This window comes from Photobacterium alginatilyticum (assembly GCF_009910675.1).
In the GTDB taxonomy this organism is placed as follows: Bacteria; Pseudomonadota; Gammaproteobacteria; order Enterobacterales; family Vibrionaceae; genus Photobacterium; species Photobacterium alginatilyticum.
In genome coordinates this window covers 39,294-63,944 of the sequence record NZ_RSEJ01000005.1, presented here as the reverse complement: position 1 = coordinate 63,944, position 24,651 = coordinate 39,294, and the positions used below count along the sequence as shown (strand labels likewise).

15 protein-coding genes are annotated in these 24,651 nt (G+C 54.4%); 12 read left to right on the top strand and 3 right to left on the bottom strand.

The window, feature by feature from the left end; translation table 11 throughout:
- Positions 1-314 precede the first annotated feature (314 nt).
- From gltB to EIZ48_RS06720, 6 genes are all read left to right on the top strand, one after another.
- Positions 315-4,778 (top strand): glutamate synthase large subunit, encoded by a 4,464-nt coding sequence (gene gltB, locus EIZ48_RS06745; RefSeq protein ID WP_160649543.1) that lies wholly within the window; start codon positions 315-317, stop codon positions 4,776-4,778.
- Positions 4,779-4,792: 14 nt separating this feature from the next.
- Positions 4,793-6,205, top strand: coding sequence for an FAD-dependent oxidoreductase (locus EIZ48_RS06740; protein ID WP_160649541.1), 1,413 nt, complete (start codon positions 4,793-4,795; stop codon positions 6,203-6,205).
- A 138-nt stretch (positions 6,206-6,343) separates the two neighbouring features.
- Positions 6,344-7,042: a 5'-methylthioadenosine/S-adenosylhomocysteine nucleosidase gene (gene mtnN, locus EIZ48_RS06735; RefSeq protein WP_160649539.1), complete on the top strand. Its 699-nt coding sequence runs from the start codon at positions 6,344-6,346 to the stop codon at positions 7,040-7,042.
- The gene (locus EIZ48_RS06730) at positions 7,042-7,998 is read left to right on the top strand and encodes a cobalamin biosynthesis family protein (protein WP_160649537.1); all 957 of its coding nucleotides are present in this window, start codon (positions 7,042-7,044) and stop codon (positions 7,996-7,998) included. The genes mtnN and EIZ48_RS06730 overlap by 1 nt, the downstream gene beginning before the upstream one ends.
- Positions 7,999-8,820, top strand: a complete 822-nt coding sequence (gene btuF / locus EIZ48_RS06725; protein ID WP_160649535.1) for a vitamin B12 ABC transporter substrate-binding protein BtuF — start codon at positions 7,999-8,001, stop codon at positions 8,818-8,820.
- Positions 8,821-8,940: 120 nt separating this feature from the next.
- Entirely contained in the window at positions 8,941-9,552 is a 612-nt protein-coding gene (locus EIZ48_RS06720) for a trimeric intracellular cation channel family protein (protein WP_160649533.1), read from the top strand.
- A gap of 162 nt (positions 9,553-9,714) precedes the next feature.
- Here the strand turns inward: EIZ48_RS06720 and tyrS are convergent, their stop codons facing one another.
- Entirely contained in the window at positions 9,715-10,902 is a 1,188-nt protein-coding gene (tyrS, locus tag EIZ48_RS06715) for a tyrosine--tRNA ligase (protein WP_160649531.1), read from the bottom strand.
- Between the two features lie 130 nt (positions 10,903-11,032).
- Here tyrS and shyC point away from each other — a divergent pair, with 130 nt between their 5' ends.
- Complete coding sequence (gene shyC, locus EIZ48_RS06710) at positions 11,033-12,352, top strand: peptidoglycan DD-endopeptidase ShyC (RefSeq protein WP_160649529.1); 1,320 nt, start codon at positions 11,033-11,035, stop codon at positions 12,350-12,352.
- Between the two features lie 127 nt (positions 12,353-12,479).
- Here the strand turns inward: shyC and erpA are convergent, their stop codons facing one another.
- Both erpA and clcA read right to left on the bottom strand, forming a co-directional pair.
- Complete coding sequence (erpA, locus tag EIZ48_RS06705; protein ID WP_075762593.1) at positions 12,480-12,821, bottom strand: iron-sulfur cluster insertion protein ErpA; 342 nt, start codon at positions 12,819-12,821, stop codon at positions 12,480-12,482.
- Positions 12,822-12,881: 60 nt separating this feature from the next.
- Positions 12,882-14,285 carry a H(+)/Cl(-) exchange transporter ClcA gene (gene clcA / locus EIZ48_RS06700; RefSeq protein ID WP_160649528.1) on the bottom strand — a complete coding sequence of 468 codons (1,404 nt, stop codon included), beginning with the start codon at positions 14,283-14,285 and terminating at the stop codon, positions 12,882-12,884.
- 254 nt (positions 14,286-14,539) lie between these two features.
- On the opposite strand from clcA, the gene hemL reads away from it, so the two are divergent.
- From hemL to EIZ48_RS06675, 5 genes are all read left to right on the top strand, one after another.
- On the top strand, positions 14,540-15,838 hold the full coding sequence (hemL, locus tag EIZ48_RS06695; protein ID WP_160649526.1) for a glutamate-1-semialdehyde 2,1-aminomutase: 1,299 nt from the start codon (positions 14,540-14,542) through the stop codon (positions 15,836-15,838).
- A gap of 280 nt (positions 15,839-16,118) precedes the next feature.
- A complete protein-coding gene (locus EIZ48_RS06690) occupies positions 16,119-17,204 on the top strand; it encodes an AI-2E family transporter (protein WP_083651732.1) in 1,086 nt (361 codons plus the stop codon).
- A gap of 123 nt (positions 17,205-17,327) precedes the next feature.
- Entirely contained in the window at positions 17,328-18,347 is a 1,020-nt protein-coding gene (rsmC, locus tag EIZ48_RS06685) for a 16S rRNA (guanine(1207)-N(2))-methyltransferase RsmC (RefSeq protein WP_160649524.1), read from the top strand.
- Between the two features lie 337 nt (positions 18,348-18,684).
- Positions 18,685-22,071 carry a response regulator gene (locus EIZ48_RS06680; RefSeq protein ID WP_192928484.1) on the top strand — a complete coding sequence of 1,129 codons (3,387 nt, stop codon included), beginning with the start codon at positions 18,685-18,687 and terminating at the stop codon, positions 22,069-22,071.
- 783 nt (positions 22,072-22,854) lie between these two features.
- Complete coding sequence (locus EIZ48_RS06675; RefSeq protein ID WP_160649522.1) at positions 22,855-24,534, top strand: ABC transporter substrate-binding protein; 1,680 nt, start codon at positions 22,855-22,857, stop codon at positions 24,532-24,534.
- Positions 24,535-24,651: the final 117 nt, after the last annotated feature.

Below are 24,651 nucleotides of genomic sequence, written 5' to 3'. Positions count from 1 at the left end.
CGTTTTCAGAACACAGCCCAACCCTGAAGCACTTCTAAGAAAGTTCTCATTTTTCATACAGTTCCAAGTACTTTTCAGCCCCAGCCAAATGTAAATAAAGTGTTTAATACCAATCAAAAAAGTCAGAATACCAATGTTTTATACAGAAAAGTGGCGGTAATTCCTGGGTTTAGACCGTTTTGTGATGGAAATTTGACCTTTTTGTAAATTATCGTTAACTTCAAATATTGCTGGAAGCAGAAATGGCGATCAGGGAGATTGCCATAAATATGCAGTAATCCTGCTCGAATGAGCAGAAGCAAGGGAGAGTTGCAATGACACTGTATGACCCAACGCTGGAAAAAGATAACTGTGGTTTTGGCCTTATCGCCCATATCGAAGGGGAAACCAGCCACAAACTTGTCCGTACAGCTATATCCGCATTGGATCGTATGACCCACCGTGGCGGCATTGCCGCGGACGGCAAGACCGGCGACGGCTGTGGTCTGCTGATGAAAAAGCCTGACGGCTACTACCGAATTGTCGCCGAAGAAGCAGGCTGGAAGCTCGCCAGAGAATATGCCGTGGGCATGATCTTCCTCAGTCAGGATCCCGTCAGGGCCGAGCAGGCCCGCACTATCATCAATGAAGAGCTGGCGAAAGAAACCCTGTCAATTGTTGGCTGGCGAGAAGTGCCGGTCAACCCGAACGTCCTGGGCCCGATTGCCTCCGAGTCACTCCCCCAGATAGAACAGGTCTTTGTCAATGCACCGGCGGGCTGGAAACCCCGCGATGTCGATCGCCGACTGTATATTGCCCGTCGCCGGATAGAAAAACGCATCAGTGACGATCCTGACTTCTATATCTGTAGCCTGTCGACCCAGGTCACTGTCTATAAAGGGCTGTGCATGCCGGCTGACTTGCCGAAATTCTACCTGGATCTGGGCGATCTGCGCCTGGAGTCTTCAATTTGTCTGTTCCACCAGCGCTTCTCGACCAACACCCAGCCCCGCTGGCCGTTAGCGCAGCCATTTCGCTATCTCGCCCATAACGGCGAGATCAATACCATTGCCGGTAACCGCCAGTGGGCCAGGGCCCGGGCCTATAAGTTTTCCTCGCCGCTGCTGCCGGATCTGCAGACCGCGGCCCCTTTTGTCAACGAAACCGGATCGGACTCCTCCAGCCTGGATAATATGCTGGAGCTGTTTTTGTCTGGCGGTATGGATTTGTTCCGCGCGATGCGCATGCTGGTTCCGCCGGCATGGCAGAACCACCCGGACATGGATCCGGAGCTGCGTGCCTTCTATGATTTCAACACCATGCACATGGAGCCCTGGGATGGCCCGGCAGGTATCGTGATGTCCGACGGCCGATATGCCGCCTGTAACCTCGACCGCAACGGCCTGCGCCCGGCACGCTATGTGATCACTAAGGATAAGCTGATCACTCTGGCCTCCGAAGTCGGGATCTGGGACTACGCACCGGACGAAGTGGCCGAAAAAGGCCGGGTCGGCCCCGGTGAGTTGCTGGTGATCGATACCAAGTTCAGCAAGATCTGGCACTCGGCCGATATCGACAGCGAGCTGATGAGTCGCCATCCCTACAAAAACTGGATGGACAGCCATGTCAAACGCCTGGTGCCGTTTGAGGCACTTGGCGAGGAGCAGGTCGGTAACCGCTCACTCGATAATGCCGAGTTGCAAACCTACCAAAAGCTCTTCGGTGTCAGCAACGAAGAGCTGGATCAGGTACTGCGTGTGGTAGGCGAAAACGGTCAGGAAGCCACGGGCTCGATGGGCGATGATGCCCCGATGGCCGTACTGTCATCAAAAGAACGAGCAGTCACCGACTACTTCCGCCAGATGTTTGCCCAGGTCACCAACCCGCCGATCGATCCCCTGCGGGAAAAACACGTGATGTCGCTGGCAACCTGTATCGGGCGTGAAATGAACGTGTTCTGCGAAACCGACGGCCACGCCCACCGCGTAGCCTTCAGCTCGCCGGTTCTGCTGTACTCTGATCTGGTCCAGCTGCTGGAGCTCGATAACCAGTACTACCGCAACAGCATTATTGATATTAACTACGATCCGAACGAGAAGGATCTTAAGCAGGCCATAGTCGATATCTGTGATCAGGCCGAGCGGCTGGTCCGAAACGGTACCGTTCTGGTGGTGCTGTCCGATCGCGGTATCAACAAAGACAAGCTCCCTATCCCCGCGGCCATGGCTGTTGGCGCAGTACAGACCCGGCTGGTCTCGACCAACCTGCGCTGTGATGCCAATATCGTTGCCGAAACAGCTACTGCCCGCGATCCGCACCAGTTCGCCGTCCTGCTCGGCTTCGGCGCAACGGCGGTGTATCCATACCTTGCCTATGAGTCACTCGGCAAGCTGACCGACAGCGGAGCGATTAACAAGCCATATCGCGACGTCATGATTAACTTCCGTAACGGCATGAACAAAGGCCTGTACAAAATCATGTCGAAAATGGGGATCTCGACCATTGCCTCCTACCGCTGCTCGAAGCTGTTCGAGGCCGTCGGGCTCAGTGATGAGGTGGTCGAACTGTGCTTCCAGGGTGTATCCAGCCGGATTGCCGGGGCAGATTTCAGTGATTTCCAGCAGGATTTGTTTAACCTCTCGCGCCGCGCCTGGCTGAAACGTAAACCCATTGAAAACGGCGGCTTGTTGAAGTACGTTCACGGCGGAGAATTCCACGCCTATAACCCGGATGTCGTCGGCACCTTGCAACAAGCGGTTAAAACAGGTGACTACCAGGACTATCTGGCCTTTGCCAAACAGGTCAACGAACGCCCTGTCGCGGCACTGCGTGACTTATTAAAGCTGAAAGACACCGACAGCCCGATCGATATTGATAGTGTCGAGGCGGCCACCGAACTGTACAAACGCTTTGACTCGGCCGCCATGTCTATCGGTGCCCTGAGTCCGGAAGCCCACGAGGCCCTGGCCATTGCCATGAACCGACTGGGCGGCTACTCCAACTCCGGCGAAGGCGGGGAAGATCCGCGCCGCTTCGGCAACGAGCGAAACTCGCGCATCAAGCAGGTGGCTTCCGGCCGCTTCGGGGTAACGCCTCACTACCTCGCCAATGCCGATGTCATCCAGATCAAAGTGGCCCAGGGTGCGAAACCGGGCGAAGGCGGCCAGCTGCCCGGCCATAAAGTGACGACCGAAATTGCCAAGCTGCGCTTTGCCGTACCGGGGGTCACGCTGATTTCACCACCGCCCCACCATGATATTTATTCGATTGAAGACCTGGCCCAGCTGATCTTCGACCTGAAACAAGTCAACCCGAAGGCCATGGTCTCGGTGAAACTGGTGTCGGAACCCGGTGTCGGTACCATCGCCACCGGTGTCGCCAAGGCCTATGCCGATCTGATCACCATCTCCGGCTATGACGGCGGCACCGGTGCCAGTCCGCTGACCTCGGTCAAATACGCCGGTAGTCCGTGGGAGCTCGGCCTGGCCGAGACCCAACAGGCGCTGGTGGCCAATGGCCTGCGCCATAAAATTCGCCTTCAGGTTGATGGCGGTCTGAAAACCGGTCTGGATGTCGTCAAGGCAGCGATTCTCGGGGCCGAGAGTTTCGGCTTCGGCACCGCGCCTATGGTTGCTTTAGGCTGTAAATACCTCCGTATCTGTCACCTCAACAACTGTGCAACGGGCGTCGCCACCCAGGATGAGAAGCTGCGTCGCGATTTCTTCAAGGGGCTGCCCGAGCAGGTGATGAACTACTTTGTCGGTCTGGGCCAGGAAGTCCGCGAACTGCTGGCACAACTTGGCGTCGAAAAGCTCACCGACCTTATCGGGCGTACCGATCTGCTCGAGGTGCTGGAAGGCTACACCTCCAAGCAGAGCAAGCTCGAACTCGATGGCCTGCTGCATGCACCGACGCCGGTAGCCGGCAAAACGCTGTATTGCAGCGAGCCAAACACCCCGTTTGATACCGCCGAGCTCAGCAACACCTTGCTAGAGGAAGCCTTACCGGCAATAGAAAGCCGCAGCGGGGCCGACCTGTACCATGACATTCGCAACACCGACCGCTCCATTGGCGCCCGTCTGTCCGGAGAGATCGCCCTGCGCTACGGTAACCAGGGCATGGCGGCCCAGCCCATCAACCTGCACCTGTCAGGCACTGCCGGTCAATCGTTCGGGGTATGGAACGCCGGCGGCCTGAACCTTCATCTTACCGGTGATGCCAACGACTATGTCGGCAAAGGGATGACCGGCGGCAAGATCAGTATCCGTCCACCGGTTGGTTCTGCCTATAAATCGAACGAGGCAACCATTGTCGGCAACACCTGTTTGTACGGGGCCACCGGCGGCAAGCTCTTTGCAGCCGGAACCGCGGGCGAGCGTTTCGCGGTACGTAACTCGGGTACAATCGCCGTGGTCGAAGGGGCCGGCGATAACGCCTGTGAGTACATGACAGGAGGCATCGTTGCCATTCTCGGCAAGACTGGAGTGAACTTCGGGGCAGGCATGACAGGAGGTTTTGCCTATATCCTTGATGAAGACGGTGACTTTGCCGGGCGCGTCAATCCGGAGCTTATCGAAGCACTGCCGCTGGGCGGACTGAAGATCCATCAGGAGCACCTGCGCGGTTTGATTGACCGTCACCTGGAAGAAACCGGTTCGAGCCGCGCCCAGGAAATCCTGGCCGATTTTGACCGTTGGATCCCGATGTTCTACCTCGCCAAACCCAAGTCTGCCGACGTGAATACCCTCTTGGGTCACCAAAGCCGTTCTGCCGCTGAACTGCGTGTTCACGCACAATAAGGGAGGGAAACCGTATGAGCCAGAACATATACCAATTTATCGATGTTGCGCGGGTAGATCCGGCAAAGAAACCGCTCAATATCCGCAAAATCGAATTCGTAGAAATCTATGAGCCTTTCACCCAGCAGCAGGCCGGCGCCCAGGCAGATCGCTGTCTGGGTTGTGGCAACCCGTATTGTGAATGGAAATGCCCGGTCCATAACTACATCCCGCAGTGGCTCAAACTGGCCAACGAAGGACGGATCATCGAAGCGGTCGAGCTGTCGCACCAAACCAACACCCTGCCGGAGGTCTGTGGCCGGGTATGCCCACAGGACCGCCTGTGTGAAGGGGCCTGTACCCTCAATGACGATTTCGGTGCCGTTACCATCGGCAATGTCGAGAAGTACATTACCGACAAGGCGTTCAAAATGGGCTGGAAACCCGACATGTCCGCAGTCGAGTGGACAGACAAGAAAGTGGCCATTATCGGTGCCGGTCCAGCCGGCCTGTCCTGTGCCGACATTCTGGTCCGAAACGGGGTCAAACCTGTGGTGTTTGACCGTTACCCGGAAATTGGCGGCCTGCTAACGTTCGGGATCCCCTCTTTCAAACTGGAGAAAGAGGTAATGATCAACCGCCGCGAGATCTTTACCGAGATGGGGGTCGAGTTTCAGCTCAATACTGAAGTCGGCAAAGACATCCAGATGGAACAGTTGCTGAGTGATTATGATGCCGTATTCCTCGGCGTCGGTACCTACAAGAACATGCGGGCAGGATTGGAAAACGAAGATGCCGAGGGCGTTTACGATGCCCTGCCATTCCTCGTATCCAACACCTACCGGGTGATGGGGCTGGACGGCAACAAAGACTTCACCGACATGAAAGGAAAAAAGGTCGTAGTACTCGGCGGCGGGGATACCGCAATGGACTGTGTCCGCACCTCGGTTCGCCAGAGCGCGACGGAGGTCATTTGTGCCTATCGCCGTGATGCGGCCAACATGCCAGGCTCCAAGCGCGAGTATAAGAACGCCCGCGAGGAAGGCGTCAAGTTCATGTTCAACCTGCAACCGCTGAGCATCAACATCAACGAGCAGGGGCAGGTTACGGGGATCAACATGGTCAGAACCGAGCTGGGATCACCGGATGAAGCCGGTCGCCGCCATCCCGAACTGGTCGAGGGCAGCGAACATGTCATCGAGGCCGATGCCGTGATCATGGCCTTCGGTTTCCAGCCTCACAGCATGCCATGGCTGGAGCAGTATAATGTCGAGCTGGATCAGCGCGGCCGTATCAAGGCACCATCGGAAGGGGCTTTCCAGTTCCAGACCAGCAATGCCAAGATTTTTGCCGGGGGCGATGCCGTACGAGGCTCTGATCTGGTCGTTACGGCGATCGATGAGGGACGCAAGGCGGCCGAAGGGATCCTCGACTACCTGGAGGTATAACGGTGTAGTCTCTTCTGCAGCTCCAACAACGCGGGAATGCCCCTCAGGCCATTCCCGCTTTTTATTGGTTCATGTTACAATTCTTGCCACACATGCTCCTGCCTGGGAGCCTCAATTTACCGACAAGAGAACGAATTGATGAAAATCGGCATTATTGGTGCGATGGAACAAGAAGTTGCCATCCTGAAAGCGCAACTGACCAACAGCGAAACTCACAACAAAGCAGGCTGTACGTTCTATACCGGTACCCTAAATGGTGCAGATGTTGTCTTGTTGCAATCGGGTATTGGCAAGGTAGCGGCGGCCGTGGGTACTGCGGTGCTGCTTGAAGTCTTCCAGCCTGATGTAGTGCTAAATACCGGCTCGGCTGGTGGTTTCGACTCAAGCCTGAATCTGGGTGATGTTGTTATCTCGACCGAGGTTCGCTACCACGATGCCGATGTTACGGCATTCGGTTACGAAATCGGCCAGATGGCCCAGCAGCCTGCTGCATTCATCTCTGATGAAAAGCTGATGAATACCGCAGAGCAGGCACTGACGGCAATGGGTGATATGCATGCCGTGCGTGGCCTGATTTGTACCGGTGATGCCTTTGTCTGCTCAGCCGAAAAACAAACCTTCATTCGTGACAACTTCCCAAGCGTCGTTGCGGTTGAAATGGAAGCGGCTGCTATCGCCCAGGCGTGTCACCAGTTCGAAGTACCATTTGTTGTGGTTCGCGCTATTTCTGACGTGGCCGACAAAGAGTCGCCAATGAGCTTCGAAGAGTTCCTGCCGCTGGCCGCGAAAAGCTCATCAATCATGGTGGCCAAAATGGTTGAGCTTCTTAACCAGTAATGACAGAGACCCTGGCGTTTCTGCTTGAAAACAGCTCCCTGCTCGTCTTGTGGGGAGCTTTAGCCATGCATTGGCTACTCCCAATTCCGACCCAGCTCCATCCGCTTCACATCTGGCAGCAACTTGCCATTGTGATTGCCGACAAAGTCAACAAACCCGACGAGCCCCGCCAGCAGCAGCTACTCTCAGGCAGCCTGGCCTGGTCGCTGATGTGGCTGACCGTGCTGATCCTGCTGGTGGCACTGTATCAGCTGGTATGGATTGAGAGTATGTTCCACCTTGTCCTGTTGTGGCTGGCGCTGGACTGGCGATCGACAGCCAAGCTAAGCAAGCGGTTTATTGGTGCCTACAGCCGTGAAGACAAAACAACTTGTCGCCAGTTGCTGGAAACCCCGCTAAATCGGGAAACCCGTAACCTGTCTCTGCTTGGCCTCGGCAAAGCCGGCGCCGAGACCCAATTGCTCGCCTATGGCCGGCTGGTCGCCGGCGTCTTGTTCTGGTACGCCCTTGCCGGTGGCATCGGTGCCCTGATGTACCGGCTGGCCGTCAGCCTGGCCCGAGTCTGGTCGCCCAGCCGTCAGCACTTCCACACCTTCGGTCTCCCGGCCGTTCGCATTCTCGCGACCCTGGACATAATTCCGCTGCGCATCTTCGCTCTGCTATTCTGCCTCGGCCATAACGGCAAAGCTGCCTTGCAGGGGATCATTCAGCAGGGAGAAAACTGGCTGTTACCCGGCCCCGGATGGCTGCTGGCTGCAACCGGGCATAAACTGTCCCTATCTCTCGGCGGCCCCGCTATTTACGGTAACCGCAAGATGGAGCGCCCGCGGCTGGGCGGGAAAATTGCCCCGGCCGCTTTTCATCTCGCACAGATAGACAAAATCGCTAACAACCGCCTGCTGGCTTGGGTGGCGATACAAAGTGTGCTTATCGTTATATTCCAAGGAGTCCTCTAAGTGCGTCTGGCTTGTCTCTGGCTATTGCTGTTCTCGTCGATCACTCTTGCGGCCCCCGCTCAACGCGTGATCAGCCTGTCCCCGCATACAACCGAACTGGCTTATGCCGCCGGGCTCGGCCAACAGCTTGTTGCGGCCAGTGACTATAGTGATTACCCGGAGGCCGCCAAGTCTCTCGAGCGGGTTGCCAACTACCGCGGTATCAAACTGGAACGCATTGTGGCACTAAAGCCCGATTTGATCCTGGCCTGGAAAGGCGGAAATCCGCCTCGCGAAATGACCAAACTGGAACAGCTTGGGTTTACCATTTACTACTCGAACCCGCTGGAACTGGAAGATATCCCGCATACCATAGAAACACTCGGGCAATATTCGGCCAATCCGAAGCAAGCCAAGCAGGCTGCAGATGCTTTTCGCCAGACCTTAACCGCGCTAAAAAGCAAATATAGCGACCAGCGCCCTGTTAAGTACTTTTATCAGCTCAGCAGCTCGCCGATCATTACCATCGCCGACAACAGCTGGCCCAGCCAGGTGTTTGCTCTTTGCGGCGGCATAAACATCTTTGCCGATAGCCCAGCAGCCTACCCGCAGGTTTCCGAAGAACAGGTAGTGGTACGCCAGCCGGAGGTCATATTCGGTTCCCGGCATTCAGGAACGGAAACCAGCGCCTGGCAACAGTGGCAAGGCAAGTTGCCAGCCATCGATAACCAGCACGTTTTTACCCTTCAGGCAGATTGGCTTAACCGACCAACACCCCGTACAATCAAGGCCGTAGAGCAAGTGTGCGAGCGCCTGAACCAGGTAAGAAACAGCAGCCTGTAACAGGCATTCAACATTCATTGTGAATAAGCTCACAAAGCCACTGCAGCAAGTTGTACCGCTTACATATCGTCGTACAATCTCAGCCGATTTCACTTCACTTCAGAGCTAGCAGGTAAAGATATGCTTATCTATGTTCTCGATATGTTCGGCACCGCCGTGTTTGCCGCATCGGGTGTATTAATGGCGGGCCGTCTGCGTATGGATCCATTTGGCATCGTCGTGCTTGCCAGCGTCACCGCAATTGGCGGCGGGACAATCCGCGATATGGCGCTCGGGGCGACGCCTGTTTTCTGGATCACCGATACCACCTATCTGTGGGTGATCTTTATTACCTGTCTGATCGCCATGCTGGCGATACGCAAGCCTAAGCAAATGCCCTGGTATTTCCTGCCCGTAGCCGATGCCATCGGGCTGGCCGTGTTCGTCGCAATCGGGGTCGAGAAAGCCCTGCGCTTTGGCGCCTCTCCGATGGTCGCTGTGATTATGGGGGTAATGACCGGCTGTGGCGGCGGGGTGATCCGCGATATTCTCGCGCGTGAAATCCCGATGGTGCTGCGAACCGAAGTGTACGCCACTGCCTGTATTCTCGGGGGGATAGTCCATACTACCGCGCTGATGGTGCATGTCGACGCCTCGGTAGCCACACTGGCCGGGGTCATCACCACCCTGACAATCCGTCTGGCAGCAATCCGCTGGCACCTTTCATTGCCAACCTTTGTCCCGCGGCAATGACCGCAAACCAGGCGGACCAGTTGGTTCCGTTTCAGCCGATAGCATCACGATAAGGAGCCGCCGGAAGGCGGCTTTTTTACCCCCAGAAGACTGCTATAGCCCAGGAAACAGGCATAAAAAAAGGCGCTCGAGGCGCCTTTTCATCAATGCAGAATGACCGGGTTACTTTAGGGTAACACGTGCAAACTTACGCTTACCAACCTGGTAGACCGCCGTACCGGCAGCAGGTACCAGTTTGGTATCTTCAATCTTGTCACCGTCAATCTTCGCAGCACCCTGGCGGATCATACGCATAGCATCTGACGTTGAGTTTACCAGACCAGCCTCTTTCAGCAGGTTACCGATGGCAATACCGGCATCGAATTCAAATTCCGGCATTTCATCAGGCATCGCACCTTTCTGGAAGCGATTGATAAACTCCTGCTCGGCAGCATCGGCATCGGCTTCAGAATGGAAGCGCGCAATGATTTCCTTAGCCAGCAGAATCTTGATATCACGAGGATTTTTACCGTTCGCCATATCTTTCTTGAATTGCTCGATCTCTTCAAGCGGACGGAAAGACAGCAGCTCGTAGTAGTTCCACATCAGATCATCAGAGATCGACATAATTTTACCGAACATTTCGCTTGGTACATCTGCGATGCCGATGTAGTTGTGAGCAGACTTGGACATCTTCTTCACGCCGTCCAGGCCAACAAGCAGCGGCAGGGTCAGGACAACCTGCGGCTTCTGGCCGTTAGCCTTCTGCAGCTCGCGGCCCATCAGCAGGTTGAACTTCTGATCAGTACCACCCAGTTCGACATCTGTCTCCATCGCTACCGAGTCGTAGCCCTGCAGCAGCGGGTACATGAATTCATGGATAGCAATTGGACGGCCTTCGTTGTAACGCTTTTTGAAATCATCACGTTCCAGCATACGCGCCACGGTCTGGTTGGCCGCCAGGCGGATCATGCCTTCGGCACCCAACTCGGATAACCACGAAGAGTTGAACTCAATCTTGGTCTTGGCCGGGTCAAGGATCTTGAAAACCTGCTCTTTATACGTTTCTGCGTTCGCCAGAACGTCTTCACGCGTCAACGGTGGACGGGTGGTATTTTTACCCGTCGGATCACCCACCATACCGGTAAAGTCACCAATCAAAAACGTTACTTCGTGTCCCAATTCCTGGAAAGTACGTAACTTGTTAAGAATGACGGTATGGCCCAGGTGAATATCCGGCGCTGTTGGATCGGCACCTAGCTTAATTCGCAAAGGACGGTTTTCTTTTAACTTAGCAATTAGCTCTTCTTCTGGTATCAGCTCGTCGACACCACGCTTAATTTCCGCTAAAGCTTGTTCAATGCTGGCCATTCTTGTTCGCTCCCACAGAATTGGCAAAAAAGTCATAGTCGACCATCTTACTTGAATAGCGATGTTTTTTGAAACCAGTTAGACTAAGCGTTGTCTTATTTTTCCCTTATTGCGCAAAAAAAACCTATCAATGCTAGTATCGAAACTTCTCCGGCTGCCAAGGATGCACCAAATACTGATCACACTGCTCAGTGCCATTGTGGTACTGCTGATCCTACTGCCGGGCTCAGAGAACAGCGGCCATCCGGAGCGCAAGTTTGAAGTCGGTAAAGTCTACCCGCTTGATATCAACCTCGAGGCCCATCAACTGCGGCCGTTGGCAAAAGACGAAAAACCAGCCGTACCGGAGCTGAACTGGAAAGAACATACCGTAAAGTCAGGTGAGAGCCTGGCCGTTATATTTGACAAAGTCGGGCTGTCACCAGGCACACTCTACCGACTGGTCAATGCCGATGAAGGCACCAAGAGCCTGACCCGTCTGCGACCGGGTGATCTGCTGAAGTTTGGCTTCGACGAGAACAATGAGCTGGTCCAGCTTATCCAGCCCCAAAGTGCCACCGACACCCTGGTGATCACCCGCACCGGCGATAGCTACCACTCCAGCGAAGAGAGCAAGTCTGTTGATACCCAGCTTAACTTTGCCCAGGCGATTATTACGTCCAGCTTCTGGAATGCCGCCGACAAAGCCGGGCTGACAGCCAACCAGATCATGGAAATCGCCGGGATCTTCGGCTGGGATATCGACTTTGCCCTGGATATCCGCCAGGGAGACAGCTTCTCAGTGCTGTTCGAGGAACGCTTTGTCGAAGGCGAGCCTATCGGACGCGGTAACATTGTGGCTGCAACCTTTACCAACCTGGGGGAAACCTTCACCGCGGTACGCAGCAAAAGCGGTCAGTATTATGACAAGGAAGGCCGGGCAATGCGTAAGGCATTCCTGCGCTCGCCGATTAACTTCCGCTACGTCAGCTCCAACTTCAACCCTCGCCGCCTTCACCCGGTGACCGGCAGAGTCAAGGCGCACCGTGGAACTGACTATGTCGCCCCTGTCGGTACACCTATCTGGGCCGCCGGCGACGGTGTAGTCATGAAGTCTGGCTATAACAAGTTCAACGGCAACTATGTGTTCATCCGCCATAGCTCGACCTACGTGACCAAATACCTGCATATGACCAGACGCAAGGTGAAAACCGGCCAGCGTGTGAAACAGGGGCAGACCGTCGGCACGCTGGGAGGAACAGGCCGGGTAACAGGCCCTCACCTCCACTATGAATTCCTGGTCAATGGCGTACATAAGAACCCACGAACGGTGAAACTGCCCCAGGCCAACTCACTCAAAGGAACCGAGAAGACACAGTTCAAGAAATATGCCAGCGAGCGCCTGAACCAGCTGTCGCAGTACAGCCAGTTTATCGCCGATAACAGCCCGCTGCTTATCAACCGGGGTTAACCGCGCCGTTTTAGCCCAAATGCCCATCAACAAAAAAGCCGTCACTGATGTGACGGCTTTTTTGTTATCTGAGTTGCTCTCACTGCATCAGTAGAGCAGCGTGAAAGCTATTGCTGCTTTCGGGCGATTAAACGCTGAATGATGCACCACAACCACAGGTTGTCGTTGCATTCGGGTTGTTCACAAAGAAGCGGGACCCTTCTAGGCCTTCGGTGTAGTCAACCGTACCGCCGAGCAGGTACTGCAGGCTCATAGGGTCTACCACCAGCGTCACACCACTGTTTTCAATCGTGGTATCGCCATCATTCACTTTTTCATCAAAGGTAAAACCATACTGGAAACCGCTACAACCACCGCCGGTGATGTAAACGCGCAGCTTCAGCTCCGGGTTTTCTTCCTCGGCGATTAGCGCTTTCACTTTATTCGCTGCAACATCAGAAAAATTCAGCGGTAAATTGGCATCGCTCATTAAAAACCTCTCAAACACATACGGTAATTAACCTGATTATCTAATACCTGACTATCTCGTTCAAGTATTGACCACTTCAGACTGTGCTCTTTGGGCATTTTTTTCCTTTTCCATCTTACGGCGCAAGAGCAGAGAGTAAATAGGTTGCCCACCCAGCACCTGGGCCAGCATGGTCGCTCCCAGCGTAGTAATAATCAGCGGCAAAATTAGGTGGTAGTTGTTGGTCATCTCAATCACCAGCAAAATCCCGGTAATTGGCGCCCTTACGGTCGCCGCAAACAATGCCCCCATCCCTGCAATGGCAAACATACCCGGCTCGAGTCCGAGATCGGGAAAAGCCAGCTGTGCCACCGAGCCAAAGAAAGTCCCGAACAAGGTGCCAAGGGCCAGCATCGGGGCGAAAATGCCTCCCGGCGCACCGGAGCCAAAGCACAACAAGGTTGTCGCGACACGGGCCAGAAACAGGATCAGCAGCAGGCTGACACTGTATTCACCATTGGTCGCGCTCGGGATCAGGGCTATTCCTCCCCCGGTCAGCTCCGGCAAATACAGCAGCAATAGGCCAAAACACCCACCCAGTATGGTCCCGGTCAGGATATAGCGCCTGCGCTCATTTCGGTGAATACGGTCAAACAGGTCCTGAGACAGAGTCACCAGGCGGTTAAACACAACGCCGAACACCCCGAAGAACATCCCGAGCAACAAAAACAGCCACAGAGACTTCAGTACCGGCGCATCATACTGCGGCATGGTGATCACCGCATGTTGTCCCTGAATACTGCGAAAGACAATATTGGCGACAATGGCCGATATCAATACACACTTGATAGAGATTAGGCTATAGCGAAACTGCGGCCGCATCTCCTCGACCACAAACATGATCCCGGCCAGCGGCGCATTGAACGCCGCCGCCAGTCCGCCCGCGGCACCGGAGGCCAGCAGGGCATGGCGCCCTTCCTTATCCTTGAGGCGGAAAGTATCCGAAACCATCCGGCCGATGTTACCGCCCATCTGTACCGAAGGACCTTCCCGGCCAAGCACCATCCCGGAGCCCAGCGCGCCCAGGCCTCCGATAAACTTCACCGGCAGTACCCGCCACCAGCGAACCGGGCGAACGTCATCCATCGCCCCCTCGATTTCGGGGATCCCGGATCCCGCCGCCTCCGGGGCAAAGCGATGGACCAGGTAATAGCCGATCGAAGCCAGTACCGCACTGATCAGAAATGCCGCCAGCCATAGTGGCAGCCAGCTGCTAATCACGTCTCTCAGCCACTCCGTTCGCTGCTCGGACACCCAGTGAACCGTGATTTCAAACAAGGTAGCAATCAGGCCGGCAGCCAGGCCGACCAGAGCAGAAAGAAACAGTACCGATACCGGTGTTTTATCACGAGAAAGAAAACGCCGAACCAACCCGCTTGGTTGCAGGCGTTCAGGCGCAGGAGTGCCTTGGGTGTTGTCAGTCATTAGTCAGCCGTATCTTTGAGTAGATTGCCCCGGCAGGGGCAGACAGGAAGGACGAAATTCGTCTGCGCTAAGAGTAGCCGACAATGCCCTTTTTTTACACTGCCAATGTTGAAAACTAGCTTTCCATCCGTGCCAAAACGACGGCGGGATCAGGCCGGGCGCACATTCCTTCAATTCTCTCGCCAAGTTCCCGGAATTTTAGGTACAATGCCGACACTTTAAATCAGGTAATATTTGAAAAATAGGACATAACCATGAGCAAGTCAGCTGATTTATTTGCTAAAGCACAAGAAACGATCCCTGGCGGTGTGAACTCACCGGTTCGTGCATTTGCCGGTGTCGGCGGCAGCCCGCTGTTTATCGAGCGAGCTGACGGCGCCTACATTTTTGATGCTGATGGCAAAGCCTATATCGACTATGTTGGCTCTTGGGGTCCTATGATTCTGGGTCACAACCACGTCGCTATTCGTGATGCCGTGATCAAGGCAGCCCAGCAGGGGCTGAGCTTCGGCGCACCGACCGAAATGGAAGTGACTATGGCGGAGCTGGTCTCCAAGCTGGTACCGTCAATGGAAATGGTACGTATGGTGAGCTCAGGTACCGAAGCGACCATGAGCGCCATCCGCCTTGCCCGCGGCTTTACCAGCCGCGACAAAATCATCAAGTTCGAAGGCTGCTACCACGGCCATGCCGACTGTCTGCTGGTAAAAGCCGGCTCGGGCGCCCTGACACTGGGCCAGCCAAGCTCACCGGGTGTACCGGCAGATTTTGCCAAGCACACACTGACATGCACCTATAACGATCTGGATTCTGTCCGCGCGGCATTCGCCGAGCACCCTGAGCAGGTTGCGTGTATTATCGTCGAGCCGGTAGCCGGCAACATGAACTGCATCCCGCCGGTTCCGGGCTTCCTGGAAGGCCTGCGCGAGATCTGTGACGAGTTCGGTGCCCTGCTGATCCTTGACGAGGTGATGACAGGCTTCCGTGTATCGGAAGGCGGCGCGCAGGGGTATTACAATATCAAGCCGGATCTGACCACGCTGGGTAAAGTGATCGGTGGCGGTATGCCAGTCGGCGCATTCGGCGGCCGCCGTGATGTGATGCAATATATCGCGCCAACCGGCCCGGTATATCAGGCGGGCACCCTGTCGGGCAACCCGGTTGCGATGGCTGCCGGCCATGCCTGCCTGAGCGTTCTGACTAAAGAAGGTAACGAAAAGCGTCTGGCCAATACCACCCAGCGTCTGGCTGACGGCTTCAAGGCACTTGCTGACAAGCACGGTATCGCCCTGCAGACCAACCAGGTTGGTGCGATGTTCGGTTTCTTCTTTACCGAGCAGTCCTGTGTTAGCTGCTTTGATGATGTCACCAAGTGCGACATCGAGCGCTTCAAGCGCTTCTTCAACCTGATGCTGGAAAAAGGGGTTTACCTGGCACCCTCTGCCTATGAAGCCTGCTTTACATCACTGGCTCACGGCGAGAAAGAAATCGAAGCGACCCTGGACGCTGCTGACTTTGCCTTTGCAACCCTGGCCGCTGAAGCCAACGCCTAAGCCGTCAACAGCAATCCCTATTGAAACGCCACTCATCGAGTGGCGTTTTTCGTAGCAGCATGCCCCCTTTACTGCCAGAAAATGGCCGCAAGGACTGCCAGTATCACAAGTACCCATACCGCCAGCGGAATCCGACGCTTTTTTTTCGTTTCGCAGCCGCAGTCACAACACCCCATCGCTCCGAGCCTCTCAATAGTTAAAATATTTGATTTATAAACCAAGCAGATGCAATTATAAGCCACGCTCGATGCAGTGTTAACAAACAGAAAGGATAATCACAGTGCCCAAACCCTTTAAAGCCGAATCACGCCACTGGATGCTGATCGCCGCACTGGCGCTCGCCGCCTATGCGAGCTACCGTCTGATAGAACCGTATCTGGGGCCGATTGTGATGGCCTTTATCATTTCTCTGCTCTATTACCCGCTGCATGCCAGGGTAGAGGCGAAAATTCCACGCCAACCCAATGCGGCATCGATGATTTCATGTACCCTGCTCACCTTTATCATCGTGATCCCGGTACTGGTTGTCTTCACCTCGATTGTCCATCAGGGCTCGACCTTTTCCAAGGACAGCTATGTCTGGCTAACCACCGGTGGTGCCAAGGAAGTGCTGTCTCACCCAATCACCGTAAAAGCCCTGTCGCTTATCGAGCAGTACTCGCCTTTCGAGCCGCTTGATGCCCAGGCCGTTGTTCAGAAGATAGCCGCGGCGGCCTCCAAGTTTGGTGCCCAGCTGCTCAATATCAGCGCCAGGCTTCTCGGGGATGCCACCAACTTTGTGATTAGCTTTATGCTGATGCTGTTTGTGCTGTTTTTCCTGCTTCGGGACCACAAGAAGATGGTATCGGCCATTCGCCATGTCCTGCCGCTATCCCGCAGCCAGGAAGATGCCGTACTGACAGAAGTCGAGCAGGTAGCCAAGTCGGCGGTACTGGGATCATTCCTCACGGCGCTGGCCCAGGGTTTCGCAGGCGGTTTTGCAATGTGGCTGGCAGGTTTTCCCGGCCTGTTCTGGGGATCGATGATGGCCTTTGCCTCATTCATTCCGGTATTCGGTACGGCCCTGATTTGGCTGCCGGCCGCTATCTACCTCTTGCTGATCGACCAGTGGGAATGGGCTATGTTTCTGGCTGGCTGGGGTATTGTCGTGGTCGGCTCCATCGACAACTTCCTTCGCCCGCTGTTGATGCAGGGCAACTCCAGCATGAACACCCTGCTGATCTTTTTCTCCATCCTCGGCGGCCTGCATCTGTTCGGCTTAATCGGCCTGATTTACGGCCCGATTATCTTTGCCGTCACCCTGGTGCTGTTCAAGCTCTATGAAGTCGAATTCAAAGACTTTTTGGACAATCAGGATCAAAGCTAGCCCCTGATTTCCAGCCTGTCGCAACAAAGCCGCCTCTTCGCGGCTTTGTTCGTCTTTTCATAGCCAGTGATTTATGGAACAATTCGCGCCCTTAACTCCATGTAAAGCTAAACTGAGGCCGTTATGTCCTATACTGCTGCAAGCCAGGTTGTTGCCCGCCAGCTTGAGTTTTTTGAAAATCGCAAGGTCCTTGTCGTCGGTGAGCTCTCTGACTCATTTCCGCTTGAACTGACGCAGGTGGCCCAGTCAGTGGCAGTATTTACCACCAATTACGGCTATTACCGCAGCATGAGTCGATATAGCCAGATCCAGTCCTACTTTGGTGCCGAACTGGTTGATGATGCCGATATCGACATGATCCTGCTTTATTGGCCAAAGGCCAAGGCTGAAGCCGAATACCTGCTGGCCATGCTGCTGGCGAAATTCGGTCCCCAGACCGAAATCTGTGTCGTCGGTGAAAACCGCAGCGGTGTCCGCAGTGCCGAGAAGCTCTTCAAATCTTACGGCCCGCTGACCAAATACGACTCTGCCCGCCGCTGCAGCTTCTACTGGGGACGCTGTGACAATGCCGCGCCGGCATTCGAACTCGGCAGCTGGTTCCGTAGCTACCCAATCAAGGTGGCCGGCACAGAACTGACGATCCGCTCCCTGCCGGGCGTATTTAGCCACGGCGAGTTTGACAAGGGCTCGGAGCTGCTGCTGGATACCCTGCCGGCACTCAATGGCAAGGTACTGGACTTTGGTTGCGGTGCCGGCGTTATCGGCGCCGTCATGAAAACCAACAACCCGGATATTGACCTGGAGCTTTCTGACATCAGCGCCCTGGCGGTTGAATCGGCCCGCGAGACGTTCCGGATCAACAATCTCGACGCCACGTTTGTCGCGACCGATGTCTATGCTGCACTGGAAGGCCCGTATGATTACCTGATCAGCAACCCGCCTTTCCATGCCGGCCTGAAAACCTTCTATGCCGCCACTGAGGACTTTATTGCCCAGGCTCCGGGCTACCTGCGCCCTGAAGGCCAGCTGATCATCGTAGCCAACAGCTTCCTGCGCTATCCGCCATTGATAGAAGCCAGTCTGGGTAACTGCGACACCGTTGCCAGTACTAATAAATTCAATATTTACGCCGCGAAAAAATAACCTTTCCGGGCTGAGTATATACTCAGCCCCATCCTTCCGTTCACGAGAATTAACGGCAATTCTTCTAATTTAGTGCCAATTTCACCCCATGGCCTCGTTAAGATTGTCAATAATGTGTTTCGGCACACGCTTCCCTGCTCACTTACTTGATCGGGTAAAAAAACTCAGTAAAACTGGAAACCTTGGTGTAATTGCCTTTTTTAGCCACAGGTCCGGCCCGGAGCCCCCCACGCTAAAAACGTCAAAATCACCCCTATATTTCAGTCAAACTGAGTTGCGATTAATCATACGTTGAATTTTACCACCCACATCCAATAGGTTAATTTCAGGCACAGGAATGCAGAATACTACCCGTTTCAAGCGCCTCCAGCATACGCTCATGCTGGCTTTTCTCGTGCTCAGCATTACCCCGCTGACACTCTCGGCCCTGTTCTTTCTGAACTCTCATACCAATGATCTCACCGCGCAAAGCACCAACCATCTGGCATCGCTGCTGGAGAACAAACAAAAACAGCTTAACAGCTACTTTGCCGCCAGGGAGTCAGAGGTACAGAGCTTTGCCCGCTCAGAACTGGCCAACGCCAGTGGCGGACGTTTCTACGGACTGGTCGGTGCCTATCATCAACTGGGGGATATCTCGGCGCTGACCAAGGGCGGAGACACCAGCCGTTACTTTACCGAAACCCTTATTGCCAAGCCCCATAACAGTGCCTATAGCGGCAACTATGTCGGCCATGAACGCTACCGCCTGATGTATAAGCGCTATAACTGGGCGTATGACGAATACCTCAAGCGATCAGATTTCAGTGATATCTTGCTGGTCGATATCAAGGGGAACGTCGTCTATTCCGCCCATAGCCCCGATAAGTTCAGTGCCAACCTGCTGGCCGATGACAGTCCTTTCGAGGCCCTGCAGCAGACCTTTGCCGCAATAAAGAACAAGACCAAGCAACAGCAAAGCGAGCCGGAGCAGGTTCCTGTCGCCTTTACCGATTTCACCGCCGCCTCTTCGGGCACAGAAAACGCCGCCTGGTTTGCCGCCCCTATCATTCAGCAGGGCTACCTGCACAGCTATGTGTTCTTCAAGCTCGGCAACCAGTCGATCAGCGACTTTATTGCTGATACCAGCAATAGCTCCAACCGTGTGCAGACGCTGCTGGTCGGCAGTGATCACCTGTCGCGACTGCCAAACGGCGACACGCTACCGCAGGATCTCTCGAGCCCGAGCATTGAAAAAGCCCTCAGCGGCCAGACCGGAGTCGGCAGCTTCCTCAACTTTAACCAGATCCCGGTATTGAGCGCCTTTGCCCAAATCAATGTGCTGGGCAACCCCTGGGCGCTGGTGGTCGAGCTCCCTGAAGAAGAGGCCTTTGCCCGGATCCGCCAGCTGGAGAAAATCTTCTCGGTCGCGATGATCACCGCCATCATTCTGGTAATTATCGCCTCCCACTGGCTCTCCAACTCCATCACCGCTCCCTTGCTGCGCCTCACCTGGGCGGCCGAGCGGGTCTCGGCCGGTGATATGGAGCAAGAGATCACCAGCACCGAACGCAGTGACGAAATTGGCCGCCTTGCAACCAGCTTTGCCAGAATGCAGCGCTCGATCCGTGAGAAAATCTCCCTGATCCGCAAGCAAAATGCCGAGCTGGAGCAAAACCTGCAGGTCATCCAGCAGCAAAATGACGATCTGCAAACTGCCGACAAGCTGAAAGATGAATTCCTGGCCACCACGTCGCATGAGCTGCGTACACCGCTCCACGGTATGGTCGGCATTGCCGAATCTCTCTTGGCCGGTGCCAGCGGCCCGGTCCAGCATACCCAGCGCCGGCAGCTGGAGATGATGATTAACAGCGGCCAGCGCCTCACCAATCTGGTCGATGATCTGCTCGACTACCACAAGATGCGCTATGGCGATCTGGACATGAACAAGCAGGCGGTTGATCTGGCATCGGCCGTCCGCCTGGTGCTGGAACTATCCGGCCACCTGCTCGGCAGCAAGCCGGTTCGGATCATCAACCAAATACCTGATGATCTTCCGCTGGTGCTTGGCGACGAGCAGCGCCTGGAGCAGGTGCTGTATAACCTCGTCGGCAATGCCATCAAATATACCTCGGAAGGCAAGATCATTCTGTCGGCAACCATCCTCGAAAGCCAAATCCGTGTCCAGGTGGTCGATACCGGCCAGGGGATCCCGCCCGAGCAACTGGAACATATTTTCGAACCGTTGATCCAGGCCAACACCAATGCCGCCCGCTACCGGCAGGGGTCCGGGCTAGGGCTGTCAATCAGCCGCCAGCTTATCGAACTGATGGGAGGCCGACTGTATGTCAGCAGTCAGCCTATGGTCGGGGCAACCTTCAGCTTTACCCTGAACCTGGCATCGGAAGAAGATATTGCCGATAGCCAGCTGGCCAGCCGCAGCTCCCATTTCCAGGTTCCCTCGTTGGATACCACCTTCTGCGAGACGGAAGACATCCCGGAAAACCCGGACGGCGAGTTGCTGCTAATAGTCGATGACGAACCTGTTAACCTGCAGGTCCTCAATAACTTCCTGCGCCTTGAAGGCTACCGGGTAATTACCGCAGAAAACGGCCCGAGTGCATTGAAACTACTGGAAAACCACAAACCGGCCCTTATTCTTCTCGACATCATGATGCCCGAAATGTCCGGGTATGAGGTTTGCCAACACCTTCGGCAGCAGTATTCCCGTCTCGAACTGCCTATCATCATGCTATCGGCTCTTGGACAGGTACAGGATCGCGTCAAAGGATTCGAGAGTGGTGCCAATGACTACCTGACCAAGCCTTTTAACAAGGAGGAGCTGACAGCACGGATCGGCGCCCACATCAGAGCCGGGCAAACAGAAGTACAGCACCAGAAGAATCAGGCGCTGAAGCAGGAAATTGAACGCCGGGAACAGGTCGAGGCAGGCCTTTTAGAAGCCCAGACCCGGTTGCTTGGCCTGCTGGAGTCCACCAGCGAAGCCATTCTCTGCGTCCAGGGCGGAGGACGCATACGCTATGCCAACAGTGCTGCTGGCAAGTTATTTCAGCGTGCACCCGAACAACTGGAACGGCACAATATTGCTGATATCCTCGCCACTCACCTGCCTGAGGATATCAGCACCAGCCATCACTATAACGGCAGTCTGCTCTACCGTATCAGCGATGAGCTCGTCTCACTGGATACCGACGTGATAAATCTTCCAGAGGAGTCCGGTCTCCAGCGCATGTTCGTGTTCGACAATAATGGCCCGGCCACCCAGCAACGGGTCGAGGTGCTGGAAAATGCGATGGAGGTGCTTTCTGGCTTTGCCTTTGATGGCGACAAGGGATGCCTGCAGCAACTGCGTGAGCTGGGCGGTGAATTTACCCGACTGGCCGACAAGCTGGATGACAACGGCAAAAACAAGACCGATTCGGTACGGGAGCTACTGGTCGAGGTCATGAAAGCCACCTTGAGTTTCTGGGAAGAATCGGCCAACAAAACCAAGTTCGAGCTGGCGGAAGAAAGCGGCCTGTGGCGCGTCTACCTCGACCGCAGCACACTGCAAACCCGCACGCTGGATAAGTACCTCCACCTTGAAACCCTGCCCAAGACCCCGCGCTGGCGCACGGTACTCAATACCATCGACTTTGTGCTTGAGCGCTGCAGCACGCCGAGTTCCGAGCGGCAACACATCGAAATGATGAAGGACAAGCTCCAGCACTTGATCGGCCAGTAGACTGTTTAGCGTTGGCGTAATCCACCATCAACAAGCCCGCAGATGCGGGCTTTTCTCAATCCCCCGCTATTGCATTCACATACCCGCCACCATCCCGCTTTTAATCTGACAGACAGCACAACCACACCCCCTCTAACGGGCTCACAGAGGCTCTGCGCTGAGCGTATTCCGCCCATACGATGATGCCCTCAGAGAGCTATTGCGAGGCTTATTTCCAGCCGTAAAGTATCCATTATTCCCATCGAAATATAGCCATTAAGGCACGAAAAAATCGCTCAAAATTAGCGCTAATTCGCCCGTTAAAAGGCCTATTACCCTTCAGATAGAAATATCTTTTAGTTTATGAGAAGCCAATCACAACAAATCAGGCCATGAAATTTTCCGCAGGGAATTAACCCTAACACTTACTGTGCGTTACATCACAAAGGAATATTGAACGCTCTAAAACCTTTAACCTTAAGCGCCTAGAGAGAAGTGGTCACTAACCAACGCAATGAAACACGGCGTATGAATCGTGAGTTACCGCACACCGCCTCGGATCTATTGACTAGCTCAACAATGGAGAATTAACGTTTTTTACAGTAACCCCCTTGGTTTTGACGTTTTTGACGGGCGGGCAGATTGACGATCATGTCAATCAAGGGTTTCCTTAAGGCACTTAGAGTCTACAAGGCCATTCGATATGAGTGTGTCATTCACTCTGTCGGAGTGGGCTCGAAAGAGACCCTTCGGGGCATTCATTTTCCACAAGTGAAACAATAAGCAATAGAGTAAGGAACAGCTATGCTTGCCAATATTAAGAAAACCAAGTTAGCACTCGCAGTCGTTGCTGCAGCTTCCACAATGCTGACAGCGCCGGTAGCCTCTGCAGCCGATCGCACTGAACTAACCATGGTACCTAAGTTCTACCCTACTTTTGTTCGTAACTTTAACCCGTTCCTGCAGACTCAGTTGGATACGGTCCAAGACTTTATCTACGAGCCTCTCGTCGTGTTCAACGAACTTCAGGGCAATAAGCCAGTTATGCGTCTGGCAACAGACTACTACATGTCTGATGACCTGATGAAAGTGACTTTCGAGATCCGTGACGGTGTCAAATGGTCTGACGGTAAAGCCTTTACCGCAGAAGATGTTGCCTTTACGTTCAACATGCTCAAGCAGTACCCTGAGCTTGACCGTACCGGTATCAACCAGCGTCTGAAGTCTATTGAGGCATCGGGCGACAAAGTAACCTTCAACCTGACTGAAGCGAACTCAAACGTACCGTACCTGATCAATGAAGTGTCCGTCGTTGCCAAGCACATCTGGAGCAAGGTTGAAAATCCGACACGCTTCACCAACGAAAACCCTGTCGGTACCGGTCCATTTACCGAAGTCGAGAAGTTCACTCCGCAGCTTTACACCCAGTGCCGTAACCCACAATACTGGGATAACAGCAACCTGGATGTTGACTGTCTACGCCTACCTCAGGTAGCGGGCAACGACCAGTTCCTGGGTCAGGTCCTAAGCGGCCAGTTCGACTGGACATACTCGTTCATCCCTGATGTTGACAGCACATACGCAGCAGCCAGCCCTCATAACAAGTACTGGTACCCTGCGGGCGGCAGCCAGGCATTCATGTTCAACTACAAGTCGCCAAATGCCGGTAACAACGAAGCAATCAACAACATCGACTTCCGCCGTGCCTTCTCTATGGCTATCGACCGTGAAACCATCATCGATATCGCCTTCTACGGCGGCGGTGTGGTGAATGACTATGCTTCAGGTCTGGGCCAGGCATTTGCCTCTTGGTCTGATAACACTGTCTACAACAAGTACAAGCCATTTATGACGTACAACATCGAGAACTCAAAAGCATTGCTGAAAAAAGCAGGCTTCAAGGATCTTGATAAAGATGGCTTCGTAGAAACACCATCAGGCAAAAAGCTTGAGCTATCGATTCAGTCTCCAAGTGGCTGGACTGACTTCAACAACACCGTTCAGCTAGCCGTTGAAATGCTTGAAGAAGTCGGCATCAAGGCGAAAGCAAGCACACCTGACTTCTCTGTCTACAACCAGGCAATGCTGGATGCGAAGTATGACGTTGCCTACACCAACTACTTCCACGGTGCAGACCCTTACACCTACTGGGACAGCGGTTACCACTCACGCTTCCAGGCGAACCAGGGAATGCCTCGCTTTGCGCTTCACTACTGGAGCAACAAAGAGCTAGACACGCTACTAGAAGGCTTCTACAAAACGGCTGATCGCAACGAGCAGATGAACATCGCTCATAAGATCCAGAAGATCATTGCCGAGAACCAAGTAACAGTCCCTGTTATGTCTGGTGCATACACTTCTCAGTACAACACCGCGCGCTTTACTGGCTGGTGGAACGAGAAGAATCCGAAGGGCCGTCCGATGCCTATCACCAATACACAAGAGCGTCTGCTACAAGTACTTGATCTAAAACCTAAAGCATAATTTTAGGTACTAACTTGCGGTGTGTACATTGCACACCGCCTCTTCCCCCCTCTCTATTTGAAAGTTATGGCGCCTTGCGTCAGGGGGATTTCTGTCCTGAATCCAGCGCGGTCAATA